Origin of the sequence: Flavobacterium frigidarium DSM 17623, from assembly GCF_000425505.1 — a bacterium.
GTDB classification, from domain to species: Bacteria; Bacteroidota; Bacteroidia; order Flavobacteriales; family Flavobacteriaceae; genus Flavobacterium; species Flavobacterium frigidarium.
Genome location: NZ_AUDO01000010.1, coordinates 96,216 through 114,701 on the forward strand (window position 1 = coordinate 96,216; position 18,486 = coordinate 114,701).

Below are 18,486 nucleotides of genomic sequence, written 5' to 3' on the forward strand. Positions count from 1 at the left end.
TAGGAACAACCAACTATCATCTGACGAAAAAACGAATTAAAATAACATATAAAGCTTAAAATTATAAAAAACTAACATTAATTGGTAATCTACCTTCAGTCGTACTACCATTTATTAACTGATTTGCTGCATTTTTTTGGAACTCATCAAAGTCTTGGTACACTTGTACAATTCCTTTTGCTAAAGTAAGATTTGGGATATTTTGCAAAGCATACGGATTCCCAAATAAGTAAAAAATGCATTGCTTCGTTTGCATTATTTTCGAAATAAAGGCTACTATTTCTGGAGCAATATCAAAGTTATTAGCAGGTTTAGCTTTTGGTAAAAATAAAGCTAGAACAACTGTTTCACATTGATCCAAATCCTGAATAATATCTGATGCTTGATCACTATTTTCGTTCTTAATTTCGATACTTTTAAAGTTAAGTTTCATAGCTAATTCGGCTGTAAAAGCATTATTGCTGGTGTTGCATAACGTGACTACAGCTAAGCTATCTTTTTTTGAAGGTTGATGAACTAGTTTATCAGCATCAAAATTGTTCACAATGGTGAGACTGTGTTTTGCTATCTCAGTATTTAATCTTGAGGAAGCTTCAAAATTCATTTCGCCTCGGGCAGCACTATTTTTTAATACGCCTACTTTATTTTTGCTTTGCATGATGCGACCATAACTTGCTTCAATTCTTTCTGGAGTAGCATTTTTTAAAATTTCGTCGATACCTTCAATAACGTTTTCAGCAAAGCACAAAACATCATTACCAGCATTAAAAGCCTCCCATTCTAACTGTCCTTTTTTTGGATACAATTTAGATACACTGTGCATATTTAAAGCATCCGAAATTACCAAACCTTCATATCCTAGACGCTTACGCAATAGTCCTTCAATCACATTTTGAGATAAAGTAGCTGAAGTGTTTTTTCCATCATTTAAAGCGGGCACAGCCAGATGACCGATCATAATGGAATCGACATTGTTTTTTATCCCTTCGATAAAAGGAAACAATTCATTGTCTAGAAGTTCGTTTAAAGTTTCATTTAAAATAGGTAGATCTAAATGAGAATCAATACTGGTATTTCCATGTCCAGGAAAATGCTTCAAGCAAGATAAAACTCCTGCATCGTTCATTCCGCGTACATATTCTAAGGCAAAATGTGATAATTTTTCTTTGCTTTCTCCAAAAGAGCGGTAGCCTATCACAGGGTTTTTAGGATTATTATTGATATCAGCAAGGGGAGCCAAATTATAATGAATTCCCGCCGAAAGTAGGTCTAATGCAATTTGTTTGCCTACTTGGTAAACCAACTCAGATTTGGATTCTGGTAGCGCACCCAAAGTGATTGCGTAGGGATACTGAGGTGTTTTTTCAACTCGCATTGCCAATCCCCATTCGGCATCGATACTAATTAATAAGGGAGTTTGGGCGCTTTTTTGATAGCGAGTGACCAATTCTTTTAAACGCTGATAACTATCGTCATTAAAAACAACTTTGTTCTTGCTTTCATAATTAGTTGCGGCACTAGCTCTACTATGAAAAAATGTTAATCCACCAATATGCTGGTTTTTTATCAGTGACTCCATTTCTTGAATGTGTTCTTCAGAATCATTGATGAAAACAGCAGGAAAAAAAAATTGTCCTATTTTTTGTTTTAAAGTCATTGTAATCGAATGTTTTATTTATCGAAAGTGGATCTTTTTCGCAATCCCAAGAAGAGAAAAAAATACTTCAGAAAGCTATTATTTTATGCTGATTTTTTCCCGAAATCTTTTGGGAATATCAAGAACCGAGATAGTAATAATCCTGGAATTGTGCTGATAAATACCCAAATAAAGAAGTTGCCATACCCTAGATATTCTTGGATAAAACCACTAGCCATACCCGGTAACATCATTCCTAGTGCCATAAATCCAGTGGCAATAGAATAGTGTGATGTTTTTGATTCGCCTTCTGCAACATAAATTAAATACATCATGAAAGCGGCAAAACCAAAGCCGTAACCAAACTGCTCTAGAACAACAACTAGGGTTGTATAAACATTAAAGTTGTAATCGAAATTAAAAAAGTGCAAATCCCACTGGATGTGGTAGAGCAAAGAAGGATGAAAATGAGCCAATAGCACAAAACCTATAATAGGTAAATGCATCGCTAAAATCATAGGCAACATCCATTTTCCAAGTCCGTCTTTTGAAATGGCTATTCCGCCTAAAATCCCACCTAGAGTCAAAGCAATTAGTCCGAAGGTTCCATAGATAATTCCAACGTCTTGCGTACCTAATCCTAATCCGCCTACAGCTGTTTCGTCTATTAAAAACGGTGTTAACATCTTCAGTAATTGCGACTCTCCTAATCTAAATAACAAGATGAATGCGAGCACAAGGCCAATTTGTTTCTTTCGAAAAAAACTAGCAAATACAGATGCAAAACTAGCTTTTTGAGCTTCAACCGAATTTTTTACAATAGCTTTTTCTGTCTTTGGAGTCGAAAAATAATTATAAATCGTGATCAGTATCATCAATAGTCCTACTGCAATCATAGTGTAGGACCATGCTTTGTGCATGTCGCTATATTGTTCCTCAAGATATCCGGCGAGAATAACAATTACACCATTTGCAGTGAGCAGTGATAGGCGATAAAAAGTGCTGCGAATTCCTAGAAAAAAGGATTGCTGATCTTTTTCTAAAGCGATAAGATAAAATCCATCACTAGCCACATCATTTGAAGCAGATGCAAAAGCAGCTACCCAGAAAACAGCCAGACTAATGACAAAAAAATGATTCATTGGTATCGTTAAACCCACGACTAAAAAGGCAATGGAAATAAGCAGCTGCATCGCTAAGAACCATTTTCGTTTTGTGGCGTACAAATCAATAAACGGACTCCAAAGTGGTTTTATAACCCATGGTAAGTACAGTAAACTAGTATAAACACCAATATCTTCATTGTCGATTCCAAGGTTTTTGTACATAATCACCGATACCGAAATGATGATAGCATAAGGCAATCCCGATGCAAAGTTGAGCACAGGAATCCAATACCAAGGTTTATGGTCTATATTCTTCATTTGTTAACGGTTGGTTTATTTGTGGCGCAAGCATAGGATTCAAAATCGTAGGCAAACTTTCGTTTCCATAATAATCTATAAAAGAAGCAGCATATACTGTTTCAGGTTCTTTAAAATTCTTTTTGATAGGAACCGTAATATAGAACTCTTTCTCTGTGAAAGCAATTTTATCAACTATTTGACTCGCATTGTTAGTATCAATTCGCTCCCCTTTTTTAGCGGCATAAATTAAGATATAACGAATTTTTGAATGCGTTGGAAAATCAAATACATAGTTCGTGCTATTTATAGTCTCCATTTTTTCGCAAACAAAAGGGACGTCTAATACAATCTTTCGAGAATTAGGAACGACATGAGGAAGTGCAGGATATTTGTACTGATTATCACTAAGCAATTGTGTTACTGCTTTGTTTTTATTGATAAATACTTTGGCACTAAAAAAAGCATTTCCGTTGATATTAGGATAGGATCTCGTTAAGTCAATTTGGTTCGGAATCTCTGTTGGATTAAACCATCTTTTATCAGAATCAGTGTTGATTTTGTAACTACCGTTCCCAATGTAAAGAGCCACATTTGTGGTGTTTTCTGCCCACCATTTAATAAGTTTTGAATAGGAAGCGGTGCGGTGCTCCATGCTCCAATACAATTGTGGAACTAGATAATCAATCCAGCAATTTTCCATCCAAGCCATAGGATCTGCAAATAAATCATCATAGTTTGTTTGTCCGGATTGTGTGTCAGAACCTCTAGGGTCTACTGACTTATTACGCCAAACTCCAAAAGGACTGATACCAAATTGCACCCATGGTTTAGCACTTTTTATGGTATGCGAAACTGCTTTCACAAAATCGTTGACATTGTTTCGTCTAAAATCTTCAACAGACATGCTGTTGCCGTATTTTTTAAAGGAAGCACCATCATTAAAATTTTCTCCTGTTACCTTGTATGGATAGAAATAGTCGTCAAAATGAATTGCATCGATATCATATCGCTCCACAACTTCATCGACTACGGCAACCAGATGTTTTTGTACTTCAGGTAAAGCAGGATTGTAATACCATTTTCCGGCATATTTTATCATCCATTCGGGATGTTTGTAATAATCGTGTTCTCTACTCAATTGCGCCGTATTCAAGTCCATTGTTGCGCGATATGGATTAATCCATGCGTGAAATTCAAAACCTTTTAAATGCGTTTCGTTAATCATCCATGCTAATAAGTCCACGTTACCATCGGTAGCTTCTCCTTGTTTTCCAGTTAAATATTTTGACCATGGTGCTAACTGGGTAGGATAGAAGGCGTCTCCTGCTGTTCTTATTTGTACAATTACGGCATTGTAATTTAACGCTTTGTAAGCTTCTAATATTTCGAGATAATCTGCTTTTTGTTTTTCGATAGGATCATTTCCTGATTTTGGCCAGTCAATATTGGCAACCGTTGCGATCCAAACAGCTCTAAATTCGTTCTTTGGATAGCTCTTTTTTTCCTGAGCATTAGCAATTGAGAAAGATAAAATAATAAATGAAATTAAGGCAAATACAAGTTTATTCTTGGTCATTATTTGAGGTTTTTTTACTAGATCAAAAATAGTTTTTTTGATGAATTTTTAGCGAGTTATTATAATTTATATTTAGAAGAGAAATAGCTTGCAAATTCTTTGCCAAATCTTTGATTTTTCAGTTTATGAAATTCACTTCAAATAGTAGTATACTGATTTTTATTTTCCAAGAGAAAGTTGCGAACTTTTATTTTATAAGAAATAGGGAGGCAAGCAGATCATAAAAACACTGCTAAAATTTATAGTAATTTAGATCTCGACGATTATAGGGTTATTGAAGCCTCTAGACGATTTGAGCATTAAAAATAAGAAGTGAAAATGCGAAATTAAGACCGCGTTAAAATAATATTTAAGTGGTTGTGAATTCACATTTATGAAAGACTATGTTTTATATTTGTAATTCAAATACAACACACTAGACACAATGCCAACTACAGATCAATTAAAACAATTAGCTAGCTCGTTAGAGGGTAAGTTAATGTTCGATGAGCTTCATAAAACATTATATTCTACAGATGCTTCGGCTTATAAATTGCGTCCTGTGGCAGCAGCTTTACCTAAAAGTGATGCTGATATTGTAAAACTTTTGGCTTTCGCCAAAGAACATAAAATTTCGCTAACACCTAGAACTGCTGGAACTTCGCTAGCAGGACAAACTGTAGGAAACGGTATCATTGTCGACGTATCTAAATATTTTACTAAAATTGTCTCTTTTGATAAAATAAATAAGACGGTTACTGTACAGCCCGGCGTAATTAGAGATGAACTGAATCTCTTTCTAAAGCCGCATGGATTATTTTTTGGACCTAACACCTCAACCTCAAACCGCTGCATGATTGGTGGAATGGTAGGAAACAATTCTTCAGGAACAACATCTATTCGTTACGGTGTTACTAGAGATAAGATTGTCGAAGTAAAAGCCATATTAAGTGATGGCTCTAAAGTTAATTTCAATTCGTTAACTTCAGCTGAATTTATTGAGAAAACAAAGGGGAATACCTTAGAAAACCAAATCTATAGAACGCTTTATGACGAGTTATCGATTGAAACAGCACAGTTAGAAATTAAAAACCAATTTCCAAAACCTGAAATCCATAGACGCAATACAGGATATGCGGTTGATATTCTTTTAGATTCGGATCTTTTTGGCGGAAGCCAACCCCAAATTAATGTGGGGCAACTATTATGTGGTAGTGAAGGGACATTGGCATTTACTACAGAAGTTACTTTGAAACTTGATGATTTACCGCCTACGAATAATATAATGGTGGTGACGCATTTCACGAGTATTCAAGAAAGTTTAGAAGCGGTGATGGTCGCCATGAAACACCACCTGTACACTTGCGAAATGATTGACGACACTATTCTTGATTGTACAAAAAACAATAAGGAACAGCGTAAAAATAGGTTTTTTATTCAAGGCGAACCCAAAGCGATTATGGTTTTTGAAGTGGCTTCACATGAAAGTATGGCTGATGCCGAAATTCAAGCAAATGCTTTGATAGCTGATTTGGAGTTACACAATTTTGGTTATGCCTCCCCCAAATTATATGGTGGCGACATTGATAAAGTTAACGAATTAAGGAAAGCAGGATTAGGCCTTCTTGGTAGCATCGTGGGCGATAATAAAGCTGCTGATTCTATCGAAGATACAGCAGTAGAATTAAGTGATTTACCCAATTATATAGCGGAGTTTTCGGCAATGATGAAACGTCATGGTCAAGATGCAATCTACTATGCTCATGCAGGGGCAGGGGAACTGCATTTGAGACCTGTACTAAATTTAAAAACTAAAGAAGGTGTTTACCAGTTTAGAAACATTGCAACCGAGGTAGCACACTTAGTAAAAAAATACCGTGGGTCACTTAGTGGAGAGCACGGTGACGGAATGGTTCGTGGAGAGTTTTTACCTTTCATGATTGGAGACGCTAATTACCAATTATTGAAGCGAATTAAATTAGCTTTTGACCCAAATTCTGTCCTGAATATTGGGAAAATTGTGAATGCTTCAAAAATGGACGAAAATCTGCGTTTTGAACCGGGAAGAATCGAACCTGATATTAAAACCATTCAAGATTTCTCTGATAGTATGGGAGTATTGCGTGCTGCAGAAAAATGCAACGGATCGGGTGATTGCCGCAAACTTCCTTCGGCGGGAGGCACTTTGTGTCCGAGTTATCGCGCTACAAAAAACGAAAAAGATACTACAAGAGCGAGAGCAAATGCCTTAAGAGAATATTTAACCAACTCTGAAAAGGACAATAAATTTGATCATCAAGAGCTTTACGAAGTTTTTGATTTATGTGTCAGTTGTAAGGCGTGTGCTAGTGAATGTCCTTCAAATGTGGATGTTGCTGCTTTAAAAGCGGAATTTTTATACCAGTATCAAGAAGCAAATGGTTATTCTTTTCGAAATAAAATATTTGCTAATAATGCCAAGATAAATAAATTAGGAAGCGCTTTTCCATCGATGACTAATTTCTTTGCTAACCTTTCTTTAATTAAAAAAGGGATGGGTATTGCCGCAGAAAGAACAGTGCCTGCGCTGGCACCAAAGACGTTCAAAAATTGGCTGGCAAAAAATAAACCTTCGCAAAGCATCTTTCCAAATGGGAAACTGTATTTGTTTTGCGATGAATTTACAAATTTTTACGATGTGCAAGTGGGAATTGATGCTTTCGAATTATTAACTAATTTGGGGTATCAAGTTACTGTTATTGATCATGAAGAAAGCGGTCGAGCTTATATTTCGAAAGGATTTTTACAAGAAGCAAAAGCTATAGCCAATAAAAATGTAACAATTTTTAAAGGCATTATTTCACAAGAGATTCCGCTCGTAGGTTTAGAGCCTTCGGGGATTTTGACATTTAGAGATGAGTACATTCGATTAGCTGATGATAAAATAGCTGCCGAGAAATTGGCTAAAAATTGTTTGACGATAGAGGAGTTTTTTAAGAGAGAAATTACCACTAATAAAATCGTAGCAGATCAGTTCACTGATGAGGTAAGAGAGATAAAAATTCACGGCCATTGTCATCAAAAATCACAAAGCTCTGTAGAGGCAAGTTTTACCATGTTGAACATTCCAAATAACTCTAAAGTGACAATTTATAATTCAGGTTGTTGCGGTATGGCAGGTTCTTTTGGGTATGAAAAAGAGCACTATAAAATTAGCATGCAAATGGGAGAGGATACCTTGTTCCCAAAGATTAGAAATACCGCAGAAACAACTACCATAGCAGCTGCAGGAACGAGTTGTCGTCACCAAATCTATGATGGAACAAAACGTGTAGCACAACATCCTGTTAGTATTTTGCGCAGTTACCTTAAAGTGTAAATTTTATTTATTACTAAATTTAATGGGATTTATTTCTCTTAAAACAATAGCTTTTTTAGAGCAATAAACCCCATTTTTCTATTCGATAAAAATCGAATTTAAGGAGGTTTTTTAGTGGCAAATAAATATTTTTCGACGATAGATAAACGAATGATTTTCTTTTATACATTTGGTTTTTATAATGAGCTTGCATAATCTGGAAAAGAGGGCAAACTTTTTAGTGTATTTTAATTATTACTTCTAATTTCCTGATTATGGCTGGTTCCAATTTGTTTCGAAAAAAAACAGTTCAAGATATTTTAAAACAAGTTGCAAAAAATGAAGCCGATGGTCATGCTGCACTAGGAAGACATTTGACAGCGAAGGATTTAACTGCATTCGGAATTGCCGCAATTGTAGGTGCTGGAATCTTTAGCACTATTGGGAAAGCAAGCGCTGATGGAGGTCCCGCGGTGATCTTCTTATTTTTATTTACTGCCTTAGCCTGTAGCTTTGCCGCTTTTGCTTACGCTGAATTTGCCTCGATGGTTCCCGTTTCAGGAAGTGCTTATACGTATTCTTATGTTGCTTTTGGCGAATTAATCGCTTGGATCATCGGTTGGGCGCTAATCATGGAATATGCTATTGGCAATATCACGGTCGCCATTTCCTGGAGTGACTATTTTACAGGACTGCTAGAGAGTGGCGGAATACATCTTCCACAGTGGATCCAAATGGATTACCTTACTGCGTCAAACGGATTTAAAGACGCAACGGCTTTAATGCAAAGCGGGAAGTCATTCGAAAATTTAAGTGAAGGTTTAAAAGTAGCTTACACTGCTTGGACTACTGCACCAACGATAGGATCTTTTCATTTTGTAGCCGACTTGCCTGCTTTGTTCATCATTATATTGATAACAGCATTGGTCTATCGCGGAATGAAAGAATCTCGGAATGCGAGTAATATGATGGTTGTTGTAAAACTTTGCATTATTTTACTAGTGATAGCAGTGGGAGTATTTTACGTTGATATAGATAATTGGACGCCTTTTGCTCCTAATGGAGTGAGCGGTGTTTTAAAAGGAGTGTCGGCGGTGTTCTTTGCATACATTGGTTTTGACGCTATTTCAACGACAGCGGAAGAATGTAAAGATCCGCAGCGTGATTTACCAAGAGGTATGATGTGGGCCATTATTATATGTACAGTTTTGTATGTAATTATTGCCTTAGTTTTGACTGGAATGGTGAACTATAGTTTGCTAGATGTAGGTGATCCGTTAGCATTTGTGTTTGCCAAATTAGACTTGAAATGGATGTCGGGTATCATCGCTGTTAGTGCGGTAATCGCTATGGCAAGTGTGTTGCTTGTTTTCCAAATGGGTCAACCCCGTATTTGGATGAGTATGAGTCGCGATGGTTTGTTACCAAAGCGTTTTTCTCGAGTGCACCCTAAGTATAAGACACCTTCATATGCAACTGTAGTTACTGGATTTGTGGTTGCAATTCCAGCATTGTTTTTGAACTTGACCATGGTAACCGATCTATGTAGTATAGGGACTTTATTTGCCTTTGTACTTGTTTGTGCGGGAGTGCTAGTGTTACAAAACAAAAAAGATATTCCTAGAGGGAAATTTAAAACGCCTTATTTAAATTCAAAATATGTTGTTCCATTTTTATTGGCTGCTGGATTGATTTATGCTTTTCAATTTAATACTAAGGCAACAATGGGGTTTATCACTAATGAAACACAAACATTTAAAGCACAAGATATTATTACCTCATTAAATAAAGAAGATTCTCAGAAGGTATATGCGTATTTACAAAACATAGAACATTTAGACAATGATGCCGTTGCTGCAGATTTAGAAAATTTGTTGAGTAAATATCAAAATGACGACTCGCGTTATGCAACTGTAGTTGCTGGTTTACCAATAGACAATGCATTGAAATACGAAAGTGGTTTCAGTTTATTTAAACACAAAATACCAATGTGGATTTTCCTTTTTTCGTTGATAGGATTGACAATTTGGTCTTTTAAAGAAAATCTATCATTAATTCCGCTTTTAGGTTTGGTAAGCTGCTTGTATATGATGGCCGAGTTAAGCGTTTGGAACTGGATTTACTTCACAATTTGGTTATTAATTGGATTGGTTATTTACTTTGGCTTCAGCCGAAAAAACAGCAAATTAAATTTTATCCAATAAGACTTTTAACAATTATAGCAACCGTTTTGAAATTAATCAAAGCGGTTTTTTTATATTTTAATTCGAAAAGGAGTGTAAACTACATCAATAAGTAGTTGTAAAAAAAATAGTAGTTTTGAATTACACAAATAAATTGAACTGATGGCTGGAGAAAAAAACTTAGATATACTTTTAAAAACAATGAAGCCTAAACTTAACGAAGGCCAATATGTTTTTTGTGAGGCTCACGACATAGCCAAAATCCATTTGGCAGATATTATAATGTCCTTCAAAGAAGAAGAGAGCATTACTATCATCGCTAAAAAAGAAGTAGCAGACAGCCTCAAATTAGAATATTCGTATGTGGCTTCTTGGATTACATTGACCATTCATTCTTCGTTAGAAGCGGTAGGTTTAACTGCTGCATTTTCAAAAGCACTGTCTGAAAATGGAATCAGTTGTAATGTTGTTGCTGCATTTTACCATGATCATATTTTTGTAGATGTAAAGGACACTGACAAAGCAATGGCGGTTTTAAATGGTTTTTCACGATAATTACAGCATTACATTCATGTTCAAATCAATTTTCACCTTCGCTTTATTATTATTTGTGGCCACATTTTATGGGCAACCGACTCTTTTGCTTGAAAAAGAGATAAATCAAATTATTGCTAATAAAAAAGCAGATGTAGGCGTAGCAATCTTAGGTATCGAGGATAATTTTTCGTTGCAAATAAATGGCAATAAGCAATACCCGCTACTAAGTGTCTTTAAATTTCATTTGGCTCTCGCCGTTTTAGATAAAGTAGATAAAGGTATTTTCACATTGGATCAAAAAATTACAGTAAAAGAGCGTGATCTACTGGAGAATACCTGGAGTCCGTTCCTGAAAAAGTATGGAAAGAGAGACACTCAAATCACCATGAGAGAGGCTTTACAATGGACCATCTCACACAGTGATAACAATATTTGTGATGTTTTAATAGCTAAAATAGGAGGCATAAATGCAATAAATGAATTTTTGAATAGTCCCCATTTAATACTGAAAAACAACGAGAAACAAATGCATGAAAGTTGGGACGCCGAATTTGTAAATACGACTACACCCAATTATACTGCTAAACTACTTAAGGATTTTTTCGAAAATAAAATAATATCAAATCAAGCCACACATTTTCTTTATAAAACGATGGTTGAAACTTCTGTAGGCTTGAAAAGAATTAAAGGGCAATTACCAACTAATACTGAGGTTGCACATAGAACAGGAAGTTCTTCTACTAACGCACAAGGATTAACTGGTGCTATAAACGATATAGGTATTGTTCAAATACCAAACGGAAAGCATGTAGTAGTTGTAGTGTTTGTGCACAATACTACAGAGGAATTTGCTGTGGGCGAACAAATAATTGCAGCAATTTCTAAGGTTACTTACAATGCTTTCGCCAAATAAAAGTGTGTTCGAGAACATTAAATATTCGAGCATTAATTCTTCTATTAAAATTGTACAATTAAGGAAACTAAAAATAATATAAGCATGTCAGTATATAAAAAATTGGCCAATTTTGGAGGTAAATTCATTGGGAAAAACAAGCTTTTCAAACACGGATTTAATTATTCTCCCATGTATCGAAGGAGTACGGCCCGGATTGTGTCTATATCTGAAGATTTATTAAATGTAAAAATCAAACTTCCAATTAGTTATAAAAACAAGAATTATGTCAATTCTATTTTTGGTGGAAGTATGTTTGCCGCGGTTGATCCTATTCCTATGATTCAGTTGATGTATTTATTGGGAGACGACTTTGTAGTTTGGGACAAATCGGCCGAAATTTATTTTAAAAAACCAGCCAGAGAGAATTTATATGCCGATTTCACTTATTCAACTATTGAAGTCGAAGATATACTGCGAAGAGTTATAAACGAGAACGAAATTGAAATTACCAAAATCACTCAACTTACTAATCAGGATCGATCTATTGTGTATTGCGAAGTCAGGAAAACAATTTACATTGCTGAGAAGGCTTTCTTTAAAGAAAAAAAGAGACTGAAAAACCGCGATTAATGCAGTAAAAATAGAAATCCGCTCAAGATCACTCCCAAGCGGATTTAACTACAGTAAACAACTAAAAAAAATTATAGAATAGAAAGTTCTTGCATGCAAGCTTTCATCATTTGGTAGGTTCTTTCGATATCATTGTCAAGACCTATCGAGAAACGAATCAATCCATCTGTTAAACCCATTTCTGCTTGTTCCTCTAGCGGAATCTCACTCGATGTAGATGTTCCTGGCGCGCTAAACAACGTTTTGTAAAAGCCTAAGCTCACCGCTAGGTATCCTAAGTTTTTAGATTGCATCAACTCCAGTAAGGCATTGGCTTTCGCCAAAGAACCTACATCTACTGTCATCATTCCTCCAAAACCATATTCTGGATTAATCATCGATGCGTATATTTTGTGACTTGGGTGACTTGCTAAACCAGGGTAAACCGTTTTAAGACCGTCTTTTTCAAAACGCTCTGCAAGATAAGCCGCATTGTAACTGTGTTGCTTAATTCTTAAATGCAATGTGCGCATGTTTTTCATCACACTTGCAGAACGCATACTATCCATAGTAGGACCTAGTAACATGCTTGCACCACTATTTACATCCTTCAAACTGTTGATGAATTCTTGCGATGCACAGGTAACACCACCCACAGTATCACTACTTCCGTTGATGTATTTTGTCAACGAATGAATCACAATATCAGCACCTAATTTAATAGGTGTTACTGATAGTGGAGAGAATGTATTGTCTACCACTAAAGTCAAATTGTGTTTCTTAGCAATTTTAGACAAACCAGCAATATCAGCTACTTCTAGTAAAGGGTTACTCACCGTTTCGCAGTACAATACTTTAGTCTCTGGAGTAATCGCCGCTTCGACCACATCAAGTTTTGTAATGTCTACAAACGCTGTTTTGATTCCCATTCTAGGAGCAAAATTCTTTAAGAAAGCATAAGTCCCTCCGTAAATTGTTCTACTCGACACGATATGGTCCCCCGCGCCACACAATTGTAATAAAGTGGGAGTAATTGCTCCCATTCCTGAGGCCGATACATTGGCTGTTTCCGTGCCTTCCATTGCTGCTAGCGCTTTGTCTAGGTACAAATTACTAGGTGAGGAGTGACGGGAGTACAAGTAACAACCCTCCATATTACCTTCAAAAGTGTCAAACATTGTTTTAGCCGATAAGAAAGTGTAGGTAGAAGAATCAGATATAGATGGGTTTACACCACCAAATTCGCCAAAATACTGTAAGTCTTGAATGTTGTCTGCAGGGTTAAAATTGTTCATGGTTTTATGTTTTTTGAATTGTTTTTAGAAGCTATTTTCAGCTCCCGAAAGCTTTCGGGACGCTATATTCCCGATAAATAAAAACTACAGCTTAAAAAAGCTTTGTTTTTCTATATCGGGAGATGCCGCTGCTATCTGGGCTAGGCATTTTGATTTCTCAATAAACCCAAATCAAAATAAGTCAATTGTAGTTTAATTATCAATCATTGATTCTATATATAGTTTTAAAAACTACTAACTGGTTATTTTATAATTCAATTTTCTATTATTATCGAAATTTTGTGTTATTTTTAGATTTTCTATCCAATATGTAAATTCTTCGATAAATGCTATTAGATCCCATTGATAAAAAGTTGCTTTTGTTATTGCAAACAGATAGTAAGCGAACAAACAAAGAATTATCCATAAAGCTTAATCTGTCTGTGACTGCTGTTTATGAACGTATCAAGAAATTAGAGCGAGAAAAAATTATCGAGAAGTATGTGGTTGTGCTTAATAAGTCTAAAGTAGAGAAGGGTTTTGTAGTTTTCTGCCATTTAAAGCTATTGCAACATTCTCACGAGTTTCTAACCCATTTTGAAAGCGAAGTAGTCAAGCTACACGAAATTTTAGAATGCCACCATGTAAGTGGCGATTACGATTATATTTTAAAAATTGTTGTTAAAGATATGGCCGCCTATCGCGAGTTCTTAGTGAATAAATTAACCACGTTGCAGCACATAGGTAGTACACAAAGTACTTTTATGATAAGTGAAGTAAAAAACACTACCGTAGTGCCTATTTAATATAAAATTTCACAATTAGCAATATATTAAAATAGAATATCCAGTATTTAAGTAAAATCGTAACAAAAAAGCTTGCACTTTAAAGTTTAAACAAAACTTAATTTCTTAATTTTGTAATTCGAAATAATAAATTACATATAAAAAATATACTATGAGTTCATTTGACGTAGTCATTATAGGTTCTGGTCCAGGAGGATATGTGTCGGCAATTCGTTGTGCACAATTGGGTTTCAACACAGCAATTATCGAAAAATATTCTTCTCTAGGAGGAACTTGTCTTAATGTAGGATGTATTCCTTCTAAAGCGATGTTAGCTTCTTCTCATCACTATGCTGAAATTAAGCATTTTGAAGATCACGGAATCGAACTTACTGGTGAAGTAAAAATAAACTTGGCAAAAATGGTTGCTCGTAAACAAGCAGTTGTTGACCAAACTTCAGGCGGTGTAAAATACCTAATGGATAAAAATAAAATTACTGTACTTGAAGGAACAGGATCTTTTGTAGATGCTACTCACGTTGCAGTTGCAAAAGCAGATGGAACAACAGAAACTATTGAAGCAAAAAACATCATTATTGCGACAGGTTCTAAGCCATCATCTTTGCCTTTTATTACAATTGACAAAGAAAGAATCATCACTTCTACTGAAGCTTTAAAATTACCTGAGGTTCCTAAACATTTAGTGATCATTGGTGGTGGAGTTATTGGTATTGAGTTAGGACAAGTATATTTACGTTTAGGAGCGCAAGTTTCAGTAGTAGAGTACATGGACCGTATCATCCCTGGAATGGACAGTTCATTGTCTAAGGAATTGACAAAAGTATTGAAGAAACAAGGAATGAAATTCTACGTTTCTCATAAAGTACAATCAGTGGAAAGAGCAGGTGACGTTGTTACTGTTCAAGCTGAAAATGCCAAAGGAGAAACAATCACTCTAGAAGGAGATTATGCATTAGTTTCTGTAGGGCGTCGTCCTTATACTGATGGGTTGAATGCAGACAAAGCGGGAGTTAAAATTTCTGATAGAGGACAAGTTGAGGTAAACGATCATTTACAAACTAATGTGCCTAATATTTACGCAATTGGTGATGTTGTTCGTGGAGCAATGTTGGCACACAAAGCGGAAGAAGAAGGAACAATGGTAGCTGAGTTACTTGCAGGTCAAAAACCGCATATTGATTACAATTTGATTCCTGGTGTTGTGTACACTTGGCCAGAAGTGGCTGCTGTGGGACAAACTGAAGAGCAGCTGAAAGAAGCTGGAATTGCATACAAATCAGGAAGCTTTCCTTTTAAAGCATTAGGTCGTGCTAGAGCAAGTGCTGACCTAGACGGATTTGTGAAAATCCTTGCTGATGCAAAAACAGATGAGGTTTTAGGAGTTCACATGATAGGTGCTAGAACTGCTGATTTAATTGCAGAAGCTGTTGTAGCAATGGAATTTAAAGCATCTGCCGAAGATATTTCAAGAATGTCTCATGCACACCCTACTTTTGCGGAAGCAGTAAAAGAGGCAGCATTAGCAGCAACAGATAACAGACCAATACACGTATAACAATTTACAGTTTATATAGTACAGCCCCAGTCAAAGTATAATTTGGCTGGGGCTTTTTATTTGTAAAATTTAATCTTGTAAAATTGAGATTAAATAGTGTAAGTAAGATGAGGTATTAGCTTCATATCTTTGGTAAAAATTGAGATTATGAAAAAGAGATATGTTTTAGGTACACTGGCTTTAGTAGGAGTAGGATTGATCCTTAATTCATGTGCAAGCCGATTAATACCAGAGAAGGCTGTTGCTGTGACTAATTTCGAAAAAGATAAGTATCTTGGAAAATGGTACGAAATTGCCCGTTTGGATTTTAAGTTCGAAAAAGGATTAAATAATACCACTGCCGAATATTCTTTGCGTGAAGATGGAAAAATTAAAGTTGATAATAAAGGCTACGATTTTAAAAAAGATAAGTGGAAGCAAAGCGTAGGTAAAGCCAAATTTGTAGGTGCGGAAAATGTAGCAATGTTAAAGGTATCTTTTTTTGGACCATTTTACGCAGGTTATAATGTCTTGGCCATTGATAAAGACTATAAATATGCTTTAGTCTCTGGAGACAGTTTAGATTATTTATGGATTTTATCTCGTGAAAAAACAATTCCAGCTTCTGTTAAGCAAGACTATCTAAAACAAGCACAAGCGATCGGTTATAATACTGACGATTTGATTTGGGTAGAACACAACAACTAGATTAGTATTAATCACTAAAAATAAAACCGACATTCTAACCATAGCATGTCGGTTTTTTTATGGTTATTAGTCAGCTTTAAATAATCCTTTATAATTTTCCCAATGAGTGAAGATCAAAAAGATGTTACCAAGAAATACAAATAGCGCTAGCGGGAGATTTTCAGGAGTCAGGAAATAATTAATCAGTAAAATATTTAAGGTAACTGGAAAAATCACCAAATTAGCCAGTGTGGTATATTTACCAGTTACAAATGAGAGTCCGCATAATAATTCTACGGCCTTGGCTAGCGGCATTAAATAGGTCGAAGCAATTAGTCCTAATTGAAACGCTTTGAACTCACCAGATGAAACTGGTTCTGGACTTAAATGTAAAAAGTAACTCAGTGAGGTGTATAAAAAAAGGAGTCCTAATAAGGATCGAATAACGATAGTAGCGATTTTCATAATATACAGGTTTAAATGGTTACATGTGATTGTGTGCGAGCAAGTAGTTGAAATTGGCACTTGTACATTTTAACCCTTTTTGAAAGTGGCAATTTAAACGTATAACGAAATGTTTATTATTGAGTAATTTATTGATTATTAGAAGCTTATTATAAATTTACGAATTTTTTTTTGATTTTTAAGATTATCACTTAGTAAAGGCATTTTTTATCGTAATTTTGATATTTAAACAAATTTAGCCCTTGAGAACATCAGTTTATAAACAAATTCACAATTTAAAACAGTTTAAAGAGCAGCTTTTAATTTGGTCTCAGCAATTTCAAGAAGTTACCCTTCTAGACAGCAATGATCATAAAGATATTTATTCTAAGTACGATTGTATTCTTGCCGTTGATGGAATTACAGCTATAAAAACAGATTCTTTTAATGCTTTCGAAGATTTAAAGCAATACCAACAAATTACCAAGGATTGGATATTTGGCTATCTTTCATATGATTTAAAAAATGACATCGAAGAATTGAGTTCGAATAATTTTGACGGTCTCGAATTTCCAGATTTGTTCTTCTTCCAACCTAAAAAAATTTTTATTTTCAAAGAGAACGTACTTGAGATGCGCTATCTTAATATGTGTGATGACGAATTCGAAATCGACTTTGCTGAAATTCAAGAAACAAATATTTTTAAAGAATCTGTAGCAAATCCTATTGCAATAAAAGCCAGAATTTCAAAAGAGGAATATCTTGTGAAAGTTGGGAAATTATTGGACTACATTCATCATGGTGATTGCTACGAAGCAAATTTTTGCATGGAATTTTACGCTGAAAATGGTACGATTAATCCAATCGAAAAATATTTTAAGCTGAATGAGATTTCGAAAGCTCCTTTTGCTGTTTATTTTAAAAATCAACAGCATCATTTGCTCTCTGCATCCCCAGAACGTTATTTAAAAAAAGATGGTGATGTCTTGATTTCGCAACCTATAAAAGGAACTGCTCGAAGATTTAGCGATCGTGTAAAAGATGAAGAATCTAAGTTGGCTCTAGCCAAAGACCCAAAAGAACGAGCAGAGAATATCATGATCACTGATTTGGTTCGCAACGATCTTTCTCATACCGCTCAAAAGGGCGCAGTAGCAGTAACTGAGTTGTGCGGTTTGTATTCTTTTTTGCAAGTACACCAAATGATTTCGACAATTACATCAAAAATTGATGCACAATATAGCGCAGTAGATACATTAAAAACCACTTTCCCTATGGGAAGCATGACAGGCGCACCTAAAGTTTCTGTAATGAAAATTATTGAAGAACTTGAAGAAACAAAACGCGGGTTATACAGCGGTGCAGTAGGGTACTTTACTCCAGAGGGAGATTTTGATTTTAATGTTGTGATTAGAAGTATTTTATACAACCATAAAAAGAAGTATGTATCTTTTTCTGTAGGTAGTGCGATAACAGCGCTTTCTAATCCAGAGTTAGAATATGAAGAATGTCTGCTTAAAGCAAAAGCAATGCGCGAAGTCTTAGAATAAAGAAGAAGTTCTCACGATGATACACTATTAAAA

At 35.3% G+C, this 18,486-nt stretch carries 14 protein-coding genes; 9 read left to right on the forward strand and 5 right to left on the reverse strand.

The window, feature by feature from the left end:
• Positions 1-61: 61 nt before the first annotated feature.
• The 3 genes from H603_RS0107770 to H603_RS0107780 form a co-directional block, all read right to left on the reverse strand.
• The gene (locus H603_RS0107770) at positions 62-1,657 is read right to left on the reverse strand and encodes a glycoside hydrolase family 3 protein (RefSeq protein ID WP_035675664.1); all 1,596 of its coding nucleotides are present in this window, start codon (positions 1,655-1,657) and stop codon (positions 62-64) included.
• An 83-nt stretch (positions 1,658-1,740) separates the two neighbouring features.
• Positions 1,741-3,060: an MFS transporter gene (locus H603_RS0107775; RefSeq protein WP_026708052.1), complete on the reverse strand. Its 1,320-nt coding sequence runs from the start codon at positions 3,058-3,060 to the stop codon at positions 1,741-1,743.
• The gene (locus tag H603_RS0107780; protein ID WP_051219233.1) at positions 3,041-4,618 is read right to left on the reverse strand and encodes a glycoside hydrolase family 10 protein; all 1,578 of its coding nucleotides are present in this window, start codon (positions 4,616-4,618) and stop codon (positions 3,041-3,043) included. The genes H603_RS0107775 and H603_RS0107780 overlap by 20 nt, the downstream gene beginning before the upstream one ends.
• Before the next feature lie 424 nt (positions 4,619-5,042).
• Between H603_RS0107780 and H603_RS0107785 the strand changes: the two genes are divergently transcribed.
• The 5 genes from H603_RS0107785 to H603_RS0107805 all read left to right on the forward strand — a co-directional run bounded on the left by H603_RS0107785 (position 5,043) and on the right by H603_RS0107805 (position 12,179).
• A complete protein-coding gene (locus H603_RS0107785; protein WP_026708054.1) occupies positions 5,043-7,955 on the forward strand; it encodes an FAD-binding and (Fe-S)-binding domain-containing protein in 2,913 nt (970 codons plus the stop codon).
• Positions 7,956-8,209: 254 nt separating this feature from the next.
• Positions 8,210-10,138, forward strand: coding sequence for an amino acid permease (locus H603_RS0107790; RefSeq protein ID WP_026708055.1), 1,929 nt, complete (start codon positions 8,210-8,212; stop codon positions 10,136-10,138).
• A 141-nt stretch (positions 10,139-10,279) separates the two neighbouring features.
• Complete coding sequence (locus H603_RS0107795; RefSeq protein ID WP_026708056.1) at positions 10,280-10,672, forward strand: ACT domain-containing protein; 393 nt, start codon at positions 10,280-10,282, stop codon at positions 10,670-10,672.
• A 16-nt stretch (positions 10,673-10,688) separates the two neighbouring features.
• Positions 10,689-11,567, forward strand: a complete 879-nt coding sequence (gene bla / locus H603_RS0107800) for a class A beta-lactamase, subclass A2 (RefSeq protein WP_035675666.1) — start codon at positions 10,689-10,691, stop codon at positions 11,565-11,567.
• An 84-nt stretch (positions 11,568-11,651) separates the two neighbouring features.
• On the forward strand, positions 11,652-12,179 hold the full coding sequence (locus H603_RS0107805; protein ID WP_026708058.1) for a PaaI family thioesterase: 528 nt from the start codon (positions 11,652-11,654) through the stop codon (positions 12,177-12,179).
• A 71-nt stretch (positions 12,180-12,250) separates the two neighbouring features.
• On the opposite strand, the gene H603_RS0107810 is transcribed toward H603_RS0107805, so the two are convergent.
• On the reverse strand, positions 12,251-13,453 hold the full coding sequence (locus H603_RS0107810; protein WP_026708059.1) for an aminotransferase class I/II-fold pyridoxal phosphate-dependent enzyme: 1,203 nt from the start codon (positions 13,451-13,453) through the stop codon (positions 12,251-12,253).
• A gap of 326 nt (positions 13,454-13,779) precedes the next feature.
• Here H603_RS0107810 and H603_RS0107815 point away from each other — a divergent pair, with 326 nt between their 5' ends.
• From H603_RS0107815 to H603_RS0107825, 3 genes are all read left to right on the forward strand, one after another.
• Complete coding sequence (locus H603_RS0107815; RefSeq protein WP_026708060.1) at positions 13,780-14,238, forward strand: Lrp/AsnC family transcriptional regulator; 459 nt, start codon at positions 13,780-13,782, stop codon at positions 14,236-14,238.
• Between the two features lie 151 nt (positions 14,239-14,389).
• Positions 14,390-15,793, forward strand: coding sequence for a dihydrolipoyl dehydrogenase (gene lpdA / locus H603_RS0107820; RefSeq protein WP_026708061.1), 1,404 nt, complete (start codon positions 14,390-14,392; stop codon positions 15,791-15,793).
• A 147-nt stretch (positions 15,794-15,940) separates the two neighbouring features.
• On the forward strand, positions 15,941-16,480 hold the full coding sequence (locus H603_RS0107825) for a lipocalin family protein (RefSeq protein WP_026708062.1): 540 nt from the start codon (positions 15,941-15,943) through the stop codon (positions 16,478-16,480).
• Between the two features lie 66 nt (positions 16,481-16,546).
• Here H603_RS0107825 and H603_RS0107830 read toward each other — a convergent pair whose 3' ends face one another.
• Positions 16,547-16,924, reverse strand: coding sequence for a DoxX family membrane protein (locus tag H603_RS0107830; protein WP_026708063.1), 378 nt, complete (start codon positions 16,922-16,924; stop codon positions 16,547-16,549).
• A 242-nt stretch (positions 16,925-17,166) separates the two neighbouring features.
• Here H603_RS0107830 and H603_RS0107835 point away from each other — a divergent pair, with 242 nt between their 5' ends.
• On the forward strand, positions 17,167-18,453 hold the full coding sequence (locus H603_RS0107835) for an anthranilate synthase component I family protein (RefSeq protein ID WP_026708064.1): 1,287 nt from the start codon (positions 17,167-17,169) through the stop codon (positions 18,451-18,453).
• Positions 18,454-18,486 lie beyond the last annotated feature (33 nt).

What these genes read in the sequence shown, in the direction of transcription:
- lpdA (WP_026708061.1), top strand. Translation starts at nt 14,390, where the DNA reads ATGAGTTCATTTGACGTAGTCATTATAGGTTCTGGTCCAGGAGGATAT.
- H603_RS0107775 (WP_026708052.1), bottom strand. Translation starts at nt 3,060, where the DNA reads ATGAAGAATATAGACCATAAACCTTGGTATTGGATTCCTGTGCTCAAC.
- H603_RS0107825 (WP_026708062.1), top strand. Translation starts at nt 15,941, where the DNA reads ATGAAAAAGAGATATGTTTTAGGTACACTGGCTTTAGTAGGAGTAGGA.
- H603_RS0107830 (WP_026708063.1), bottom strand. Translation starts at nt 16,924, where the DNA reads ATGAAAATCGCTACTATCGTTATTCGATCCTTATTAGGACTCCTTTTT.
- H603_RS0107790 (WP_026708055.1), top strand. Translation starts at nt 8,210, where the DNA reads ATGGCTGGTTCCAATTTGTTTCGAAAAAAAACAGTTCAAGATATTTTA.
- H603_RS0107770 (WP_035675664.1), bottom strand. Translation starts at nt 1,657, where the DNA reads ATGACTTTAAAACAAAAAATAGGACAATTTTTTTTTCCTGCTGTTTTC.
- H603_RS0107785 (WP_026708054.1), top strand. Translation starts at nt 5,043, where the DNA reads ATGCCAACTACAGATCAATTAAAACAATTAGCTAGCTCGTTAGAGGGT.
- H603_RS0107815 (WP_026708060.1), top strand. Translation starts at nt 13,780, where the DNA reads ATGCTATTAGATCCCATTGATAAAAAGTTGCTTTTGTTATTGCAAACA.
- H603_RS0107780 (WP_051219233.1), bottom strand. Translation starts at nt 4,618, where the DNA reads ATGACCAAGAATAAACTTGTATTTGCCTTAATTTCATTTATTATTTTA.
- H603_RS0107795 (WP_026708056.1), top strand. Translation starts at nt 10,280, where the DNA reads ATGGCTGGAGAAAAAAACTTAGATATACTTTTAAAAACAATGAAGCCT.
- H603_RS0107810 (WP_026708059.1), bottom strand. Translation starts at nt 13,453, where the DNA reads ATGAACAATTTTAACCCTGCAGACAACATTCAAGACTTACAGTATTTT.
- H603_RS0107805 (WP_026708058.1), top strand. Translation starts at nt 11,652, where the DNA reads ATGTCAGTATATAAAAAATTGGCCAATTTTGGAGGTAAATTCATTGGG.
- bla (WP_035675666.1), top strand. Translation starts at nt 10,689, where the DNA reads ATGTTCAAATCAATTTTCACCTTCGCTTTATTATTATTTGTGGCCACA.